Annotated in this window: 21 protein-coding genes and 2 tRNA genes; 13 read left to right on the forward strand and 10 right to left on the reverse strand. The window is 70.4% G+C overall.

From position 1 onward, the window contains the following. The 6 genes from VM681_07060 to VM681_07085 all read right to left on the reverse strand — a co-directional run. Window positions 1-374 (reverse strand): hypothetical protein (locus VM681_07060; GenBank protein HVL87743.1); only part of this gene is annotated, 374 nt, incomplete at its 3' end. Window positions 375-446: 72 nt separating this feature from the next. Further along, entirely contained in the window at window positions 447-1,241 is a 795-nt protein-coding gene (locus VM681_07065; protein HVL87744.1) for a hypothetical protein, read from the reverse strand. A gap of 194 nt (window positions 1,242-1,435) precedes the next feature. Continuing rightward, window positions 1,436-2,320 (reverse strand): helix-turn-helix domain-containing protein, encoded by an 885-nt coding sequence (locus tag VM681_07070; protein HVL87745.1) that lies wholly within the window; start codon window positions 2,318-2,320, stop codon window positions 1,436-1,438. Continuing rightward, window positions 2,320-3,069, reverse strand: coding sequence for a hypothetical protein (locus VM681_07075; protein ID HVL87746.1), 750 nt, complete (start codon window positions 3,067-3,069; stop codon window positions 2,320-2,322). Before VM681_07075 ends, VM681_07070 begins: the two co-directional genes overlap by 1 nt. Before the next feature lie 18 nt (window positions 3,070-3,087). Beyond that, window positions 3,088-3,210 carry a hypothetical protein gene (locus tag VM681_07080; protein ID HVL87747.1) on the reverse strand — a complete coding sequence of 41 codons (123 nt, stop codon included), beginning with the start codon at window positions 3,208-3,210 and terminating at the stop codon, window positions 3,088-3,090. A gap of 262 nt (window positions 3,211-3,472) precedes the next feature. Further along, window positions 3,473-4,300, reverse strand: coding sequence for a helix-turn-helix domain-containing protein (locus VM681_07085; GenBank protein HVL87748.1), 828 nt, complete (start codon window positions 4,298-4,300; stop codon window positions 3,473-3,475). Between the two features lie 408 nt (window positions 4,301-4,708). On the opposite strand from VM681_07085, the gene VM681_07090 reads away from it, so the two are divergent. The 3 genes from VM681_07090 to VM681_07100 are packed head-to-tail and all read left to right on the forward strand — an operon-like array spanning window position 4,709 to window position 7,075. Next, window positions 4,709-5,860: an isocitrate lyase/PEP mutase family protein gene (locus tag VM681_07090; protein HVL87749.1), complete on the forward strand. Its 1,152-nt coding sequence runs from the start codon at window positions 4,709-4,711 to the stop codon at window positions 5,858-5,860. Beyond that, window positions 5,844-6,797, forward strand: a complete 954-nt coding sequence (locus VM681_07095) for a CoA ester lyase (protein ID HVL87750.1) — start codon at window positions 5,844-5,846, stop codon at window positions 6,795-6,797. Before VM681_07090 ends, VM681_07095 begins: the two co-directional genes overlap by 17 nt. Before the next feature lie 11 nt (window positions 6,798-6,808). Then, window positions 6,809-7,075, forward strand: coding sequence for a hypothetical protein (locus VM681_07100; protein HVL87751.1), 267 nt, complete (start codon window positions 6,809-6,811; stop codon window positions 7,073-7,075). On the opposite strand, the gene VM681_07105 is transcribed toward VM681_07100, so the two are convergent. Further along, window positions 7,072-7,539 (reverse strand): PaaI family thioesterase, encoded by a 468-nt coding sequence (locus VM681_07105; protein HVL87752.1) that lies wholly within the window; start codon window positions 7,537-7,539, stop codon window positions 7,072-7,074. The genes VM681_07100 and VM681_07105 overlap by 4 nt on opposite strands. Window positions 7,540-7,820: 281 nt before the next feature. Here VM681_07105 and glnII point away from each other — a divergent pair, with 281 nt between their 5' ends. From glnII to VM681_07145, 8 genes are all read left to right on the forward strand, one after another. Next, a complete protein-coding gene (glnII, locus tag VM681_07110; protein HVL87753.1) occupies window positions 7,821-8,921 on the forward strand; it encodes a glutamine synthetase GlnII in 1,101 nt (366 codons plus the stop codon). 179 nt (window positions 8,922-9,100) lie between these two features. Next, a complete protein-coding gene (locus tag VM681_07115; GenBank protein ID HVL87754.1) occupies window positions 9,101-10,702 on the forward strand; it encodes a PAS domain-containing sensor histidine kinase in 1,602 nt (533 codons plus the stop codon). Window positions 10,703-10,747: 45 nt separating this feature from the next. Next, entirely contained in the window at window positions 10,748-11,722 is a 975-nt protein-coding gene (locus VM681_07120; GenBank protein HVL87755.1) for a hypothetical protein, read from the forward strand. Further along, on the forward strand, window positions 11,695-12,396 hold the full coding sequence (locus VM681_07125; protein ID HVL87756.1) for a hypothetical protein: 702 nt from the start codon (window positions 11,695-11,697) through the stop codon (window positions 12,394-12,396). Before VM681_07120 ends, VM681_07125 begins: the two co-directional genes overlap by 28 nt. 36 nt (window positions 12,397-12,432) lie before the next feature. Further along, a complete protein-coding gene (locus VM681_07130) occupies window positions 12,433-13,398 on the forward strand; it encodes a peptidylprolyl isomerase (protein HVL87757.1) in 966 nt (321 codons plus the stop codon). After that, window positions 13,395-14,036, forward strand: coding sequence for a Maf family protein (locus tag VM681_07135; GenBank protein ID HVL87758.1), 642 nt, complete (start codon window positions 13,395-13,397; stop codon window positions 14,034-14,036). The genes VM681_07130 and VM681_07135 overlap by 4 nt, the downstream gene beginning before the upstream one ends. Further along, window positions 14,033-15,007: a tRNA-dihydrouridine synthase family protein gene (locus VM681_07140; protein ID HVL87759.1), complete on the forward strand. Its 975-nt coding sequence runs from the start codon at window positions 14,033-14,035 to the stop codon at window positions 15,005-15,007. Before VM681_07135 ends, VM681_07140 begins: the two co-directional genes overlap by 4 nt. A gap of 47 nt (window positions 15,008-15,054) precedes the next feature. Next, window positions 15,055-15,525, forward strand: a complete 471-nt coding sequence (locus VM681_07145; protein ID HVL87760.1) for a hypothetical protein — start codon at window positions 15,055-15,057, stop codon at window positions 15,523-15,525. A 47-nt stretch (window positions 15,526-15,572) separates the two neighbouring features. Here the strand turns inward: VM681_07145 and VM681_07150 are convergent, their stop codons facing one another. The 3 genes from VM681_07150 to VM681_07160 form a co-directional block, all read right to left on the reverse strand. Then, complete coding sequence (locus tag VM681_07150) at window positions 15,573-16,034, reverse strand: NUDIX domain-containing protein (GenBank protein ID HVL87761.1); 462 nt, start codon at window positions 16,032-16,034, stop codon at window positions 15,573-15,575. Between the two features lie 3 nt (window positions 16,035-16,037). Beyond that, window positions 16,038-16,111, reverse strand: a tRNA-Asn gene (locus tag VM681_07155). A 326-nt stretch (window positions 16,112-16,437) separates the two neighbouring features. Beyond that, window positions 16,438-17,031 (reverse strand): hypothetical protein, encoded by a 594-nt coding sequence (locus VM681_07160; GenBank protein HVL87762.1) that lies wholly within the window; start codon window positions 17,029-17,031, stop codon window positions 16,438-16,440. A 43-nt stretch (window positions 17,032-17,074) separates the two neighbouring features. Between VM681_07160 and VM681_07165 the strand changes: the two genes are divergently transcribed. Together VM681_07165 and VM681_07170 are read left to right on the forward strand one after the other, a co-directional pair. Further along, a tRNA-Ile gene (locus VM681_07165) sits at window positions 17,075-17,149 on the forward strand. A gap of 4 nt (window positions 17,150-17,153) precedes the next feature. Then, window positions 17,154-18,486: RsmB/NOP family class I SAM-dependent RNA methyltransferase (locus VM681_07170; protein ID HVL87763.1), on the forward strand; the 1,333-nt coding region annotated here is incomplete at its 3' end.

Genomic DNA, 18,486 nt, shown 5'->3' on the forward strand with positions numbered 1-18,486 from the left:
ATGTTCAGCAGGACGAAGAGCCAGTTGATGCGGAACAGCTCGGGCGGCAGGAACTGCGGCGGCGGGCGCTCGGGCCGCGGGATCGAGGACTCCTCGAGCGGCTCGGGCGATCGCACGACGCGGCCGGGCGAGACGGCGACCGTGACGGGCACGTTCTCCGCCGCTTGCCTCTGCCCTCCGGGCGTCTGCAGGTTGACGCGGCTTCCGTCCTGTCCGAAGATCGAGACTCCGGTCTCCTGCTGCACGGTCGTCGTCAGAAGCCCGAACCACGCGCCGACGATGAGCAGGCCCGCGAGCACCGCCAGCCTCTTTCGGCGGCGAAGCCAGGACTGCCGCAACGGCTCCAGCGCGTGGGGCGATCCGACGTCGATCATGCAGGTGATGAGATGGAAAGAACGGGGCGCCCGCGAAGGGCGCCCCGGCGTTCGACGAAGCCTACCCAACCTCTACGGGTGCGCGTCGTACGGCGCGGCGCTGCCGACCGCGTCCACGAACCGGAACGTGCGGGCTCCGGGCTCGGCGGGGCGGGTCGCCAGGAAGTACAGGTCGACCTGGGCCGTGTCGTGCGTGTGCGCGGCGGCGGGGGCGCCCTGCGTGTCGTGGCTGTCACCGGCAAGCGTGTCGTCGGTGGCCGACGGGTGCGCCTTGCAGTCGCTGCAGAGCGCGTCCAGCGCGTCGAGCCGGACGAGGTTCACGAAGTTGTACTCCTTGTTCGTGGGGCAGCCCGCACCGCCGGGGCTCGCCGGGTTGCACGGCGCGGCGTCCACCGTGGTGGCGCCCGTGGCGACGACGAACATGGGCTCGTCCTCGCACGTCGTGGTCTGCAGCGGGGGCAGGGGCGGGCCGGTCGTGACGCACTTCTCGTACGTGTAGAAGTCCACGATCCAGGCCTGGTTGTTGGGGTCGACGAAGGAGTAGCTCTCCACGTACTCGGCGACTCCAAAGGACGCCTCGGGGTTGTCGTCACCGGCCTCGACGGCGATGACGAATCCGACGTTGTTGACGATGATCGTCTGCGTCGGGAAGAGCTCCTGGTCGTTGAACCAGAACACACCGCGGATCACCAGGGTTTCCCGGGCGATGCCCGCGATGGCCGCAAACTCGATGCGGTCCTCCTTCTCGATGGCGGCATAGACGGTATGCCCCTCGACGACGGTCACGTTCTCGGTCTTCAATGCAGAGGCCGCGCCCGGCACTGCGAACAGCAGCACCAAGGCGACCACCCACTTGCGGTTGTGCATGTTGCCTCAAACCTCCTTCGTTGTGGATCCGCCGACGGTGCCGCCGACGGTGCTCAAAGGGACGCCGCGAAGTCGCGGCTGTCCGAAAGCTTTCGCCTCCACGGCGGGACGACCGCCGGGGCCCGGGATGAATCGTTCCGTGTCACCCGAGGGGGGAAATCCCGTGAAAACGGCTGAAATCCTGCGGTCGGGCGTCATTGGCGCGCCTCCCTGCGAGCGGCCGGCGCCTCGGCGTCGGCGGGCGCAAGAAGCGTTCCGGAGAGCGCTTCGACGCGCACGGAGAATTCTTCCGAGCGGTCCCAGCGCTCCTCCAAAAGCCCGCGCAGCTCAGCCACGATGGCCGAGTCGTCGGTCCACATGGCCACGTCCTCGCCCTGGAAGATGTGCTCGTCGTCGGGCACGTGGTGGCAGACGATGGCCTCGCGGTCGTCGATGAGGAGGATCGACGCGGGGCCCGCCTGCGGCAGCCGCGCCGACTCGGGCGGGTGGCGCACGACGCCCACCTCGGCCACGGCCGAGAGCGGATCGAGGTTCCGCGGCTCGACGGGGCAGAGCACGCGGACGGCCACGCCGGCGGCGGCCTTCTCGCGGAGAGCGGGGAGGGAGTGGGCGAGCCGGATGCCCGCCCACTGGGATCCTGTGGCGAGAATCTCCCGGTGCGCGCGACCGAGCATCTCGTTCTGCTTCTGGGCCACGTTGCGGCGGCCCTTCAGCACGTGGAAGGTGCCCGCGCGGTCGACCGCGACCGCGCGGGGCTTGGCTCCCTGGCCCCCGAAGAATCCCTTGTCGGACTCGATGCGGGCGAGCCTGGCGCGTTGCGCGCGCTCCACAGCCTCCAGGTACTCGTGGAAGGGAACGGGCTGGTAGCGCTTGGGGCGCTCGGGGATGATCTCGGCGAGCTGCTTTCCGTGCAGGTCGTCGAGCACGGCGTAGATCTTCGTGCGCGGCACGCGCGAGACGCGCGCGGCGTCGTGCGCCGTGGCGCTTCCGAGGTCCAGAAGCGCGAGGTACGCGCGGGCCTCGTACTCGGTGAGGCCGTACTCGCGCAGCTTCTCGACGCGCTGTCCGTTGATCGGCATTAGGCGCGCACCTCCTGGTCGAGCGAGGGCTTGGGGGGAGGGGGGGCCGCGTTGGGCGCGCGGCCCACGTAAAGATCGACGCCGAAGGCCTGGTGCGTGTGGTCCTCGTCGGATTCCTTGTGGCCGCCCGTCGTCTCGTCGTCGGGGAGGTCGCTGTCCCAACCGCCCGAGCCGTCGCGCGTGTGGGAGACGTCCTGGACGAAGGCGCCCTTGAACTTGCACGTGTCCACGAGGAGGACGAAGTTGTACTCCTCGTGGTTGGAGAGGCCGGGGAAGGCGTCCTGCGTGGTGGGACCCACGGAGACGACCCACGTGAACCAGGCGTTCACGTTCTGCGTGTGGTTGGCCGCGGGCGACTGGGCGGGCGGCGGGACGGGCACGTTGTGCTGCGTCGTGCCGTTCGTGTTGTAGACGTACTGGTACTCGACGACCTTCCACGAGACGCCGTTGGGGTCGGTGAACTCGTAGCGGTCGTTTTCGTAGAGCAGGCGTTCGCGGGGATCGGGAGCTCCTTGCTCGACGGCGTACACGTACGCGGAGCCGTCGGCGGCGGGGCGCGAGAAGAGGACCATGTCGTTAAACCACATGACGCGCGCTCGGACCAGCCCCACGATCGCGGCCAGGCACGGATCGAATCCGTCCATGTCCGCGTACACCGAGTGGCCGGTGACCGCGACGGTCTCGCCTCTGGCGAAGGGGAGCGCGCTCGATAGTACGAGCGCGGCCAGGGCGAAGGCCGCCAGGCGCATCGGACCGTGGTCCTCCCGTTAGCCGATCTCCAAGAGAGCGTAGGCGTTCGCGACGGCAAGCCCAAACTGCACGCTTGTCCGCGGGGTGTCCTCGAAGAGGAGCCCCAGCGCTGGCAGCGACCCGACGTTTCTCTGACCCATGGTGGCAACACCTTCCCCGCGCGCACGCGCGGGTTTCCGGCCGCCGCTCCCGCCCGGCAAGGTGGGACCGGCCGCCTGGCCACACGTTGGCATGCTACACTTTAGCATGTCGCCTGTCACAGCAGGGAGTTACGGAAAAAACGCGCGCCGCGTCGCGCACGCGCGCCGCGGCTACGCAAGGAACCGACGAGAGTTGCAACCTCGCGCGCGGAAAAAGTCGCGCGCGAACGGAGAGAGACCGCCTCGCAAACGCGTGGCCGCGTCACGCCGTGGCCGACGCGACGCGCTGCGCCGCGAGCCCGTGCGCAAGCCGCCACGGCAGCTCGAGCATCGCGCGGATGCCCGCGACCATGGCCTTGTCGTTTGTCCACAGTCCCACGTCGGAGCCCACGTAGAGGTGATCGTCGTCGGGCAGGACGTGCAGCAGCATGGCCTCCTCACCGTCGACGATGAGCGCCGCCACGCCGGGGTTCTCCTCCCAGCGCATCGGCCGCAACTCGGCGATCTCGGAGAGCGCGCGCGCGGCGGCGCGGTTTCGCTCCGTGAGGGGCGCAAGAATCCGGACGGCCACCCCGTTGCGGGCGGCCTCGTTTGCGGCCTCGGGCGAGGCGGCAAGGCGCCGGACCTGGCCTTCCGTCGCGGCCAGGAGGACGTCGATGCGGGCCCGGCCCATCATGGCGGCGACGCGCTCCTCGACCGCCGCGCGGCTGCGAAGGAGCGTGAACTGGCCGTCGCCCTCCACCGCAAGGCCCCCGTTGGGGAGGAACTCCGCGGCCAGCGCCTCGCGTTCCTCCTCGAGGGTCGTCAGGCGCTTTCGCATCTCGTCCTCGCGGGCGGACAGGAATTCGGAGAGCGGGCGCGGCACGTACCGCATGGGGCGCTCGGGCACCATGTCAAGAAGGCCCTTTCGCGCAAGCGACTGGAGGGTGTCGTAGATCTTCGTCCGCGGGACGCGCGACACTTCCGCCACGCGCCCGGCGATGGCGCCCTGCGTCTCGGCGTGGGTGACCTCCAGGAGCGCGAGGTAGGCCCTCGCCTCGTACTCGGTCAAGCCCAGTTCCTGAAGTTTGGCGATCTTGCGCGGCTCCACGATCTCCCTCTCCCGTTCGACCTCTCCGGAAGCGCAGAGCCTTCGCTACGGCAGAGAACATCTCCCTGTTCCCCAGCGACGGCACGGCAAAGCCGGATCCTGGTCGGATTCCGGCCCGGCCCCCGGCAAGGGGCCGCTTCTGGGCCGTCGTGCGCTTGCCTTGTATTAAGCATTTCGCGGGTTCCCAAAAAAAAGGCGAAGAAACTCGAATAGGTAAGTTTCCTGGAGGATATCTTCTCACTTGTTCAGGCATTCTCCGCATAGCCCCTTTCGCAGCCGGGCCTTGCCGAATAGCCCCGCCGACCGACGGCCGGGCTTCCGGCTTGTCCCAGAAACCCCTTGCCTCGCACCGTCGCCTCCCTACGAGTCCTCCGGCCGCCAGGTCGAAGTCCGGGGGAGGCGACCGCCATGCCACGGAATCCGTCCCGCGCCAAGACCCCCTCGTCCATGCCCCGCGTTCCCGACACGCCGTTCCGCACGGCCAACCAGCCGGAGGCCTTCCGCGCGCTCCTTGCCTTCCGACCGTACGTGTTCACGACGGGCATCCACTCGCCCTTCCAGGCGATGCTTGCCCGCATGGCCGGGCTGCCGTGCGTGTACATGAGCGGCTACTCGACGGCCCTGGGGCGCCTGGGCGTCGCGGACCTTGGCTTCCCCACCCTCACCGAGATGGTCGACAACGCGAAGTACATCGCGCGCGCCGCCGGCATCCCCGTCATCGCGGACGCCGACGACGGCTACGGCGACGCGAAGATCGTGCAGCGCACGGTCGCCGAGTTCGAGCAGGTGGGCGTGGCCGGCATCCACCTGGAGGACCAGACGCTTCCCAAGCGCTGCGGGCACCTCGGCGGAAAGCGCGTGATCCCCGTGGACGAGGCCGTGGGGAAGTTCCGCGCGGCCGTCGACGCGCGCGTGAACCCGAACTTCTTCCTCATCGCCCGCACGGACGCCTACGGCGCCGCCAACGCCCGCGGGGACGGCTTCGAGGAGTCGCTCGAACGCGGCCGCCGCTACGCGGACGCGGGCATGGACATGGTCTGGCCCGAGATGCCAACGGCCTCCCGCGACGACGCGGTTCGCTGGTCCGAAGCGTTCCGCGAGACGCACCCCGACGTCCCGCTCGGCTTCAACTACTCGTCGAGCTTCCGGTGGCACGAGGAGGAGGACCCGCTCACCGTCTCCGAGCTGGGCAAGCTCGGGTACCGGTACATCTTCACCACGCTTGGCGCCATCCACGCAGAGGCGCTTGCCGTGCTCGAGTACATGGAGGGCATGCGGCGCACGGAGGAGCGCGCCGTGTTCCGCCTGGAGCGCATGCGCCGCGGCGCGCCGACCGAGAGCCACCACGTGCTGGGCCGCTTCGAGCACTTCAAGGAAATCGAGAAGCGCTACCTGCCGCCCGAGGAGGTGAAGGCGCGCTACGCCCTTTCGACCGGCTTTGGCGCCGACGGCGGCAAGCTGCGTCCCACGGCAACCGGTGGCGGAGGAAGCCGCCGCAACGGTCACGGCGCCGCCCGCGCGGCCGCCCGGGGGGTGCGCTCGCGTGCCCGTCGCGCCTAGCCACAACGGCGGCCGGGCCGCAAACGGCCGCCCGTTCCGCCTCCGCCGCTCGCAGCTTGCCGTGCCGGCGAGCAACCCCCGCATGATGGAGAAGGCGGCTTTAAGCGAGGCGGACGAGGTGTTCCTCGACCTCGAGGACGCCGTCGCGCCCTCGAAGAAGCCCGAGGCGCGAAAGCTCCTCGTCACCGCGCTTGGCGAGCTCGACTTTGGCAAGCGCACCGTGTGCTACCGCATCAACGGCCTCGACACGTCGTGGTGGTACGAGGACGTCATCCAGGTCGTTTCCGCGGCCGGCGACAGGATCCACGACCTCATGATTCCCAAGGTGGAGACGCCCGGGCAGGTCGAGGCCGTGGACCTCCTGCTTGCGCAGGTCGAGGCGAACGCCGGCCTCGAACCGGGTCGCATCGGGCTTGAGGCGCAGATCGAAGGGCCCCGGGGCGCGGCCAACGCCCGGGAGATCGCCCGCGCAAGCCCTCGCCTGGAAGCGCTGATCTTTGGCCCCGGCGACTTCGCAGCCGCCGTGGGCATGCCCACGCCCATGATCGGGGACGATGCGCCCTACGAATCGCACGCGTGGCATGCGATCCTCTCCTGGCTTGTGTGGAGCGGCAAGGCCGCCGGTCTGGCTGTCCTCGACGGACCCTACGCGCGGATCGACGACGCGGCCGGCTACCGTCGCAGCTGCGAGCGGGCGCGTTTCCTTGGCGTGGACGGCAAGTGGGCCATCCACCCGGACCAGATCCCGATCGCCAACGAGGTGTTCGCTCCGACGAAGGAGCAGACCGCGCGCGCCGTGCACGTCCTCTCCGTCTACGAGAAGGCGCTTGCCGAGGGCAAGGGCGCCCTCAAGCTCGACGGAGAGATGGTCGACGCCGCGACGCTTCGCATGGCCAACACGACGATCGCCACGGCCCGCGCCGCGGGCCTGCTGTGAGGGGAACACGCGTGGGAACGAAGGAACCGACGACAACGACGATCTGCCCGAACGTGGACTGCCAGGCGCGGTTCGACTGCGACGCGTGCCTGCACGCGCACCTGCTGTCGAACTACGCGGTGGGCTGGGCCGACGTGTTCGGAAAGCCCCAAGACGCGTACGTGCACTTCTGCGCGCGCCACGCCGCCTGCACGCCGGCCGTGCTCGCGGTGAAGCTTGGAAACATCGGCCACCCGCCGGCCGTCGAGCGCGCGCTGCCGGAGCGCGCCGAGGCCTAGCTCCAACGATGGTAGGCCGGATGCCCCGGCCCCACGGCCACGAAGACGCCCGTGCAGCGCGCGGTGACCTTGCCAAGCGCCTCCAGCTGCGCTTCCACGGTCACCTTGTCGCCCTCGACGGAGACGGGCCGCGCGACGACGAGCACCTCGGCGTCCATGGGCGTGGGCCGCGCGAGCTTCACGTGGAACTCGGCCGTCACCGTGCTTGGCGCCTCCGCGAGCTTGCGCTCGCGCATGAGCGTCGTGAGCGCGCACCAGTTCGAGTGGCAGTCCAGAAGCGCGCCCACGATGCCGCCGTTCAGCACGCCCGGGAAGGCCGCGTGGTGCGGCTGCGGCCGGAAGCGCGCCACGAAGCGGTCGCCCTCCCACCGGCTCTTGATCCGCAGCCCCTTCTCGTTGGCGGGCCCGCAGCCAAAGCAGATCGCCTGCGGCGCGTAGCGGTCCTGCACGGCCGGTTCGTCCACGGGCTTTGCAAGCGCGGGTTGTCTACTTAGCGTATGCCGGTTGCGCGCCGCCGCGTGCGATGATCATTCATCGCAACCTGCGGTCCTGCGAGAAGGCGCCCGCCCGGTCATGCGGCCGCGCGAGGTCGTCTGCGCACGGGGGGCGATGATCGAACGACCGTTCTGCCAAGGTGTCGTCAGTCGTTCGACCGAAAAATCTCCAATGGAATCGTACTCGGAAAGGTTTATTGCAGGTTCTTCATACATGGGCTCATTCCCCGAAATGGGCGGGGAGGGATCGCATGGTCGTGCAAGCCGAATACATCTGGATGGACGGGGCCGCGCCGACGCAGAAGCTTCGCAGCAAGACGAAGATCCTCGAGATCGACGCGGTGAAGTCGTTGAAGGACCTTCCCGAGTGGGGCTTCGACGGCTCCTCGACGGGGCAGGCGCCCGGCGACAAGAGCGACTGCGCGCTGAAGCCCGTCGCGTTCTTCCGCGACCCGATCCGCGGATCGCCAAACGTGCTCGTGATGTGCGAGGTCATGCTCGCCGACGGCACGCCGCACCCCTCGAACACGCGCGCGGCGCTTCGGGCCGTGGCCGAGCAGGCGAAGTCCGCCGAGCCGTGGTTCGGGATCGAGCAGGAGTACACGCTCTTCCAGGGCGCGCGCCCGCTGGGCTGGCCCGAGAACGGGTTCCCCGCGCCCCAGTTCGGCTACTATTGCGGCGTGGGCGCCGACGAGGTGTTCGGCCGGAAGCTCGTCGAGGCGCACACGAAGGCGTGCATCGAGGCGGGCCTTGCCATCAGCGGCACGAACGCCGAGGTCATGCCCGCGCAGTGGGAGTTCCAGATCGGGCCGCTGGGCCCGCTTGAGACCTCCGATCAGGTGTGGATCGCGCGCTGGCTCCTCTACCGCCTCGGCGAGGACTTCGGCATCGCGGCGACGCTCTACCCCAAGCCCGTGAAGGGCGACTGGAACGGCGCGGGCGCCCACACGAACTTCAGCACGAAAGAGATGCGCGCGCAAGGCGGCATGAAGCAGATCGAGCAGGCCTGCATGGCCCTCGAGGCCGCGCACGCCAAGCACATCGCCGAGTACGGCGCGCACAACGAGGAGCGCTTGACGGGCCGGCACGAGACGGCGCCCATCACGGAGTTCCGCTGGGGCGTCTCGGACCGCGGCGCGTCGATCCGCATCCCGCTTGCGACCGTGAAGAACGGCTGCGGCTACCTCGAGGACCGACGCCCCGCCGCCAACATGGACCCGTACCGCGTGACGCGCCTTCTCCTCGAAACGGTCGTGCTGGGCATTCCGGGCGACAAGAACGTCTCGGACGGCGGATTTGGCGTCGTGATCGGCAGGCTGCCCAAGCGCAAGGCGCCCGGCGCCGGGCACTAGGCGAGCGCCCCTTCGCCGGCCGCAAGCATGGGCGTCTTGCCGTCTGTCCGTTCGTCCCCGACAAACAGCGCGTCAAACCCCCGTTTGCGGCTTCTCCCCAAGTGCTCTTGGGTTTGGGTCCATCCTGGGGTCTGGGCCGGCTCTCCGAACTTATGATGCGGGCGCGTTCCACCCTGCCGGTGGGGGCCACGCTCTCGGACGAGCAGTGGGGCTTCCGTCACCGCGCCATCCTGCTCATCTTGGCGGCCCACGCGGCGGGGCTTACGGTCTTTGCCTTGTGGATGCAGGTGCCCTGGGACCACGCGCTCTTCGAGGGCGGCGTGATCCTGCTGTTCGTGGCCGGCGCGCTGTGGCCGTTTCCGCGATGGGTCCGAAGCTCCATCGCAAGCGCCGGCCTCATCTCGTCCTCCGCGGTGCTCACGCACCTCTCGGGCGGCTACATCGAGGCGCACTTCCACTTCTTCGTCATGCTAAGCGTCATCCTCCTCTACGAGGATTGGCGCACGTACGGGCTTGCGATCGGCTACGTGTTCGTCCACCACGGAATCGTCGGAACGCTCGATCCCACGTCCGTCTACAACCACCCGGCCGCGCTGGCCGCCCCGTGGCTTTGGGCGGGCATCCACGCGACCTTCGTCATGGGCCATGCAGCGGCCAACCTGTGGATCTGGCGCGTGGCCGAGCGCGCGCGCATGAACCAGGCGCAGATCGTGGAATCGGCCGGCGAGGCCATCCTCGGGATCGACGGCAAGGGGCGCATCACCTTTGCCAACCCGGCGGCCGCCGCGCTCACGGGCATGCCCGCCGACAAGCTCCTTTCGCGCCCGCTTGCCGACTTTGCCCCCGTGCCCGTGGCCATCCAGCGGGGAAGCGCCGAGGGCGCGCTGCGCCGCGCCGACGGGACGAGCCTCCCCGTCGAATGGACCTGCGCGCCGCTTGGGGGGCCGGCGACGCGCGACCGCGTCGTCACGATCCGCGACGCAAGCGAGCGCAAGCGCGCCCAAGAGGCCGAGCGCCGCCGGGAGCTCGAGGCCCTCAAGGTGCGGTTCCTGAACCAAGCCGCACACGAGCTTCGAACCCCCATCACGCCCATCCGCCTGCAGATCGACCTCCTTCGGGACGGGCACGCGGACACCCTGACCGAACGACAACGGCGGGCGCTCTCGATCCTGGACCGCAACGTCGCCCGCCTGCAGCGCCTCGCCGAGGACCTCCTCGACGTGGCGCGCCTGCAATCCGACGAGTTCTCCCTGCGCCGCGAGCCCACCGATCTTGGCATCGTCGCCTCCATGGCCCTCGAATCCTTCGAAGCCTCCGCCCAATCCGCCGGCGTGACGCTTCGGTTCCGCTGCGAGGGCCCGCTTCCCGTGCACGCCGACCCCGCGCGGCTCACGCAGGTCCTCTACAACCTGCTTGCAAACGCCCTGCGCGCCACGCCGCCCGGCGGCGAGGTCACGGTGGCGGCGACGCGGCGGGGCACGGAGGCGGAGCTTTCCGTCGCCGACACCGGCCGCGGGCTTTCGCCCGAGGACGCATCCCGCCTGTTCCAGCCCTTCGCGCGCCTGGAGTCGTCCTCCGGCGAGTCGGGAACCGGCCTTGGATTGTACATCTGCCGTCGCATCGTCGAGCGGCACGGCGGAACGATCGCCTGCCGCAGCGAGGGGTTGGGGCGGGGCGCCGTGTTCGCGTTCGCGCTGCCGCTTGCGGCCAAGGAGGCGCCGCCGCAGGCCCCTCCTCGCCCGCCCCTCACACCCCTCCACGCGAATGCGCCGCAGGCATGACGCCCCCGAAACCTTCATGCGCGCAAAGCGTGTAGCGGCGGGCCAATGGCGCTCTCCAAGCGCGTTCGGGAGTGGGAGGAGCCCGTCACGCTCTACGAGATCATCCCGCCCCCCGAGTCGGCCCCCGAGGAGGAGGTGGTCGACATGGCCGCCTTCATCCGGACGCTCCTCCACGAGCACCGGGTCGACGCCGTCAACATCCCCGAGGTCCGCAACGAGACGCGCGGCGGCGCCCGCCTCGGCCGCTTCCTCCAGAAGATGGACCCGCGCGAGTTCGGGCGGCACCTGCGCAAGGCAAGCGGCGAGGCGTGGGACATCGTCGTCAACCACTCGCCCGTGCACGAGCCGCCCGAGACCGAGGCCAAGTGGTTCGAGGAGACCTACGCCGACGGCTACACGGACATCGTGCTCGTCGGAGGCGAGTCCTCCAAGATCCGGTACCCGGGCCCCAGCGTGAACGAGGCGGCCCGGCTCGCGCGCGAGGTCGCCTCGCGCGCCTTCCCAAACGACGGATCGCGGGTGCTCCTGGGCGGCATCACGCTTCCGGACCGGAGACGCCGGGAGCTCGACGAGCCCGAGCGCCTCTTGGCCAAGCAGCGCGCGGGCCTCGACTTCTTCACGAGCCAAGTGCTCTTCGAGCCCGAGAGCGCAAAGGCGCTCCTCCACGACTACGACCTCCTGTGCCGCCGCGAGCGCGAGGAGCCACGCCCCGTCTTCCTCTCGTTTGCGCCCGTCACCGGCCGAAAGGACGTCGAGTTCCTCGAGTGGCTGGGCGTCACGATCCCCAACCACGCGCGCGAGTGGATCCTCGGCACGGGCGGCCGCGCCATCGACCGCGGCGCGCGCGTGGCCGAGCACGCCTTCCGCGAGATCCTGCGCTACGCGCACTCGCGCGAGCTCCGCGTTCCCATCGGCTTGAACGTCGAGCACGTGATGCGCTACAACCTCGACGCAAGCGAAGTGCTCCTCGACCGCCTCGAAAGCCTGATCGAATGGCACCGGTTGGAGTACCACGCGTAGCCCGCCTCTTCGCGCGACCGCCCGCGCCGCCTCCGCGCGCGCGGCTCTCGCCCGCCGAGCGCGCGCTCGTTCGCCGCCTGCGGACCCCCCGGCTCGTGCAACGCTACCTCGACGCGCTTCCGTACAACACCGAGCCGCGGGGCGACACGATGCGGAGCTTCCGCCGCGTCCTTGAGGCCGGCACGGCCCATTGCCTGGAGGGCGCGCTCTTTGCGGCCGCCGTGCTCGAGCAGCACGGCCACCCGCCCGTCCTTTTGGACCTCGAATCGGCCGACGGCCTCGACCACGTCGTCCTCCTCCACCGCGCGCGCCGGAACGGTTCCTTCCGCTACGGCTCGGTCGCCGTTTCGCGCGACCCGGGCCTCCACGGCCGGAAGCCCGTCTACCGAAGCGTGGGCGAGCTCGCCCGTAGCTACCACGACCCTTACATCGACGCAACCGGACGCATCACGGGATACGCCGTCTTCGACTTGCGCGACTTCGCCGGGGCCGACTGGCGCTTCTCGACCCGCTTCGTGTGGGAGGTCGAGCAGGCGCTCATCGACCTTCCCCATCGCCCGCTGCGGGTTCCCCGGGCGCGCTACCGGCGGTGGAAGCGCCGCTACGACGCGTGGGTCGCCGCCCATCCCGACGTGAAGCCCGCGTACTACCCGAGCCGCCCGAACTGGCTGTAGCCGACACGCTAAAGTGCCCCGGAGGAATGGGGAGCCGTGCGCGCGCGTTGGATCGTTCCTTGCCTGGCGGCCGTGGTGGCGTTGGCCGGCTGCCTTGTTCCGCTCTCCTCGTCCCCGCGGGACAGCTTGGGCGCCGACGAGGTCTCGCGCACGTTCGAGACGATCGTGCTCGAGACGAACATCGGCGTGATCGAGATCGTCCTCTACCCCGCAGCGGCCCCGCGAACGGTCGAGCACATGAAGACGCTCGTGGCCGAGGGCTACTACGACGGGCGCGAGTTCAACCGCGTCGTGCCCGGCCACGTGATCCAGCTCGTGGACAAGGCAGGCGGCGTCACGGACGACCCGCGCCGCCTGCCCCTCGAGACGCACCCCGAGCACCACTTCGCCGCCGGCGCGGCCGGCATCGCGCGGTCCGCCGACCCCGACTCCGGCGGGCCCGAGTTCTTCCTCATGGACTATGCGACAAGCCACCTCGACGGCAACTACACCCTGTGGGGCCAGACGGTCCGCGGGCTCGACGTGATCCACCGCTGCGCGCGCGTGGAGGCGATCGAGTGGACGACCCTCCTTGCGCCGCTTCCGCCCGACGCGCGCGCCGCCCCCTCGGACCGCACGGCCGTCGTGCCCTGCACGATCGCCCGCGCGCGCGTGTCCCAGAGCGTCCTTGCGCCCGAGGTCGCTTCGCGCTACCCGCTCAAGGTGGCCCAAAACCACCGCGAGGGCGACTTCCGGCACTCGCTCGAATGGCCGCGCGACCTTCGCGCCGGCGTCGAGCGGGACCTCACGTGGTACGTGCGCCCCTACAACGGAAGCGCGCCGCCGGAGGCCTCGCGCGTGACGATCGAGGTCGACGGCCGCACGCACGCGCCGCAGGGCGACCGCGAGGCGGAAGGCGCCTTCCACTGGCGCTTTGCCCCGTCGGCGCCCGGCACCCACGAGGCCGTCTTCCGCGTGGACGGGCGCGCCGTGGGCCGCCTTGCGATCGAGGTGCCCGCATGACGCCCCGCCTCGTCCTGGCCTCGTCGTCGCCGCGGCGCGCCGAGCTCCTCCGGCAGATCGGGCTTTCCTTCGAGGTCGCGGCGCCGCAGGTGGACGAGACGACGGACCTGCCCGACCACCCCAAGGAGCGCGTCTTCGAGATCGCGCGACGCAAGGCGCAAGCCGTCGCGCAGACCGTGGAGGAGGGATGGATCGTCGCCGCCGACACGATCGTCGTGCAGGGCGGCGAGCCCATCGGCAAGCCCACGGACGCCGAACACGCCCGTCGCATCCTGCGGCGCCTCGCGGGCTCGCGCCACAAGGTCCTGACGGCCGTCGTCGTCGTGCGCATGCCCGAGGGCGAGTACCGCGCCGACGTCGCGCAGACCGGCGTCCTCTTCACGCCTCTCTCCGACGCCCAGATCGCCGAGTACGTTGCCACCGGCGAGCCGCTCGACAAGGCCGGCGCCTACGGCATCCAGGGCCTCGCCGGCGCCTACGTGCGCGACGTGCACGGCGACCCGAGCAACGTGCGCGGCCTGCCGCTTGCGCTCACCGTCGCGCTCCTCGCGGAGGCCGGCTACCCGCTGCCCGGGTCCCTCAAGCCCGAGCCCGCAGACGCCCTCGCGCAAGCCGAGCCGCCCAAGGAGGCGCCGTGAGTCTCCTTCGCCCGCTGCGCATCGGCTCCGTGCGTTTGCCCAACAACCTCGTCCTTTCGCCCATGGCCGGCTACTCGGACCTGCCCTTCCGCATCCTGTGCCGCCGCCACGGCGCGGGCCTCGTCTGCACGGAGATGGTCGCCGCCGACAGCGCCAACCGCGGGGGCGCAAAGACGCTTGCGCGCATGCGCACCGTCGAGGAGGAGCGGCCCGTCTCGATCCAGATCTTCGGCACGCGCGAGGAGGAGGTCGCCGCGGCGGCCCGCCGCGCCGCCGACGGATGCGAGATCCTCGGCTTCAACATGGGCTGCCCCGCCCACCAGATCAAGGCCGCCGGCTGCGGCGCGGCCATGCTCGACCGGCCCGACGTCGCGCTAGCCATGGTCCGCGCCGTGAAGGCCGCCGCCCCCGACCGCCCTCTCCTCGTCAAGATCCGAGCCGGCAACGACCGCCCCATCGACGTCGGCCGGTTCGCGCAATCGCTCGAAGCGGCAGGCGTCGACGGCATCATCTTCCACGCCCGCACCGCGCGCCAAGGGTATTCCGGACGAAGCGACTGGGCGCTCATCGCGCGCCTCAAGGACACCGTCGGCATCCCCGTGATCGGCAACGGCGACGTCGTGGACGGTCCCTCGGCCGCCCGCGCGCTTGCCGAAAGCGGCTGCGACGGCCTCGCCCTCGGGCGCGCCACGCTTGGCGACCCGCGCGTCTTCGCGCGAATCGCCGCCCACCTCGACGGCCACCCGGCGACGCCGTCGCGGCCCGACGAGCGCCTCGACGATCTGCGGTCCTACCTCGACCTCGCGCGGGAGCACGGCGTCCCGCGGTCGCAAATCCTCGCGCAGGTCCAGCGCTTCACGAAAGGCCTCCCCGGCGCGGCCCGCCTGCGCGACCGGCTGCGCTGCGGCGACGAGCCCACGCGGCTGCTGGCCGACGTGGAGCGCCACGTGCGGGAGCTCGCGGTCGTCTGAAACGGGCGAACGACACGTTGATGCTTTCCCACGCGCACATCCTTGCCATGGAGCTTCCGCACGTCGCCTGGCTTGCCATCCTCGGCGCCGGCACGGTGGGCCTCGCGGCGCTTCTCCTGTGGTGGCTGCTGCCCTCCGACGCGCGCCCGCGTTGCGCCCATTGCGAGGCCATCCTGCGGCCCGACCTTCCCTTCTGCCAAGGCTGCGCGCAGAAGGACCCCGCGCCGCGCGAGGGCCACCCGGGCGCGGGCTCCTACGGCTTTCCCGCGCCGCCGCCTACGATCGTCGAGCGGTTCGAGCTCGAGACGGACGAGGGCGGCGCGACGCGCAACGCGCGCGTGAGCCGCCGCGCGCTTGGCGCGGCGACTCTGGCCATGGGCGCGGGACTTGCCGTGCGCGCGGCCGCGCTTCTTGGCGTGGGCGTGACGGGCTCCTCGTTCCACGCCTTCGAGGGCGCGGTCACTCTCGTGGGAGGCGTGGTGGCGTTCGTCGGGTTCGTGATCCTCGACGCCGCCTGACGTGGCCAGCTCCGACGTATACGTTTGTATACGTACGTATACGCCAGCTACGGCGGAAGCCGCGAGAAGACGTCCGCGTGGCTCATGGCAAACGCGCCCGGAGGCTTTCCGGCCGGAACCCACGCGATCTCGAGCGTGTCGGGCGTGCCCTTGAGCCCCCCGGCCGGCTCGTCGGCCTCGAACACGATGATGACGTACCACCGCTTGTCGCCGTCATCGGGATAGTTCTGGAAGCCGACAACGCGCGGCGTCACGGGCGTGGCAAACCACGTGTCCACGATGCGCTTTGCGCACTCGGCCGGCGACTCGTTCTTGCGGACGGTCTCGCCCGGCAGCATCCAGCCGTCGTAGCCCTCGAGGCGCAGGCACGCGAGGCGGCGGTCCTTGTTGCGGACGATGACGAAACACTGCAGCCGGAGGACGGCGCCCTCCGAGTTGTAGAAGTGGTGCTCGTCCACGTGGCCACGGGGGCCGGTCGGGCGCGTCGGGGGTGCTACGGGAAGGGTCATGAGCGCCGCCTATCGGATTCGAACCGATGACCTTGAGATTAACAGTCTCGCGCTCCACCAGGCTGAGCTAAGGCGGCAAATGGCGAACGACAGCCGCCCGAAAGCGCGAGCCCATTAAAAACGTTCCCTCGCAGCGGCGCCGCGAGCCGGGCGAAGCGCCGGCGGAAGCTGCGGCTTCCGCCGCGCACTCGCGGACCGCTGCGCGGTCCACTCGGCGGCGCGGAGGCCGACGGCGGAGCGCTGGAGGAAGCAGAGCTTCCTCCGCGCCCAGCGGAACGCCGCGGCGTTCCGCAAGGGCGAGGCGGAGCCGGAGCCCGAGAGTCCGCGAGCCCGACGGACGCGCAGCGGCCGGCGGCGCCGGGGAGCGGCGCAGCCGCTCCACGAGCGCGGTAGCCGAGCGGCTCTATTCCTCGTCTTCCTCGGCCTCGCCGCCGGCGAGGTCGGACTCGCGCCATTGCCGCATCATGTCGTCGATCTTGGCTTTGAGCTCGGCGCGGGCCTTTCGGATCTTCTCGCGCTTCTCCGCGAGCTTCTTGTTGCCCTTGTAGGGCTCCGTGTCGGCGAGGAATCCGGAGAGGTCGGTGAAGGGCTGCTCCCATTTCTCGAGCTCGTCGACGCCTTTCACCTTGGCCTTGAGGGCGTCGTTTGCCATCGCGAGCACCTCGTCGGCGAAGGCCTCGAACTCGGCGGCCACCTCGTCGGGCGTGCCGTCCTCGGGAACGGATTGGCCGTCCTGCTTGGCGAGGAACTCGATGGACTTCTTCTCGAGCTGGTTCTTGAGGTCGCGAAGGTGCGTGCGCACCTGCTTGACCTCGGGGCTTTGGCCGTCGACGTCCTCCGTGTCGGCAAGGTAGAGGTCGATCACTTCGACCTGGTTGTCCCACACGTAGAGCTGGTCCTCCGAGAGGATCGCGCGGGCGAGCGCGTCCTCGGCGTTCTTGATGAACGTCTCGCCTTCCAGGACGACCTTCTGCAGCTCCATGGTCCGTTGGCGCATCCGGTTGGGAGATTATAAAAACGGAGGGTCGGGTTTCCCCGCGGGGCCCGTAGCTTAGTCCGGTCAGAGCGCCCGGCTCATAACCGGGTGGTCGCTGGTTCAAATCCAGTCGGGCCCATGCGATGGACGTCCCCCCGCCTTCCCCCGCGTTCCGGCTCGCCGGGCCCCCCCTGGCAACCTACATGGCCATGCACGTGCTCGACGCCGTCGAGGACGGCCACGAGGCCGCGTACGTGCTCTCTCGCGCAAGCAAGCGCGCGCACGCGAGCGAGCCGGTGGCTTCGCAGGCGTACGACCTTGTCATGGGCGTCCTGCGCGGGCGCAACCGGCTGGACGCCCACCTCGAAGCCGCCGGGTTGCCCAAGCAGCCGTGGCACCGCCAGGGCCTTCGGATCGCCGCGCTTGCGGGCGAACGGCGAGCGGACCTCGAGCCCGCGCGCGCGGCCATGAACGCGCTGCAGCGTCTCAAGCGCCGCGCGTGGGACGTCGAGAACGTGGACGAGGTCGCGCGCGCGGCGGCCGCGGCGACGTTTGGCGACGACGCGAGAGGCTTGGCCTTGCGGCACGGGCATCCGCAGTGGCTCGTGGAGGAGTGGGCGAATTCCTATGCGGCGGAGTTGGAGGCGCTGCTTTCGGCCAACAACGAGGACCCGCCGCTTGTGGTTCGCGCCAACCTTCTCAAGACGCAAGCCGCCGCGCTTGCGGAGCGGCTGGCCGCGGAGGGCTTCGTCGCGCGGCCCCGCGCGCTTTCGCCCGAGGCCCTCGCGGTGGAGCCCAAGCGGGGAGCCTTCCGCACGGGAGCGTTCGCGGAGGGCCTCTTCGAGGCGCAGGACGAGGGAAGCCAGCTCGTGGCGCTCTTGTGCCAGCCGCAACCGGGCCAGCGCATCCTCGACGCGTGCGCGGGGGCCGGCGGAAAGACGCTTGCGCTGGGCGCGCGCATGGCCAACAAGGGCAAGCTCGTCGCGCTTGACACGTCGGCGGCCAAGCTCTCGGACCTCAAGAAGCGCGCCGGACGCGCCGGCCTTTTCAACTACGAGTCGTTCCTCGTCGACGAGTCCGGGAACGCCGTCGCAAGCGCCAAGGACCTCCGTCGCAAGGCGGTCTCGCCGCGCGAGGTGCGGTTGCCCGAATCCTTCGACGCCGTGCTCGTGGACGCGCCTTGCTCGGGCCTTGGCGCCATCCGCCGCACGCCGGAGATCCGCTGGCGCCGCGGGCCGGACGACCTCGCGCGCTACCCGGCGATCCAGCGCGGCATCCTTGCGCGCCGGGCCGCGCAGGTGCGCGCGGGAGGCGTCCTCGTGTACGCGACCTGCACGCTGCGGGGAGCGGAGAACGAGGCGGTCGTGGAGGAGTTCCTGCGCGAGCACGCCGACTTCTCCGTGGCGGATGCGGCGGCGCGCCTGCCGGAGGCGGCGCGGAGCCACGGCGTGGCGGACGCAAACGGCTTCCTGCGGC

The organism is Candidatus Thermoplasmatota archaeon (assembly GCA_035541015.1).
Lineage (GTDB): Archaea > Thermoplasmatota > SW-10-69-26 > JACQPN01 > JAIVGT01 > DATLFM01.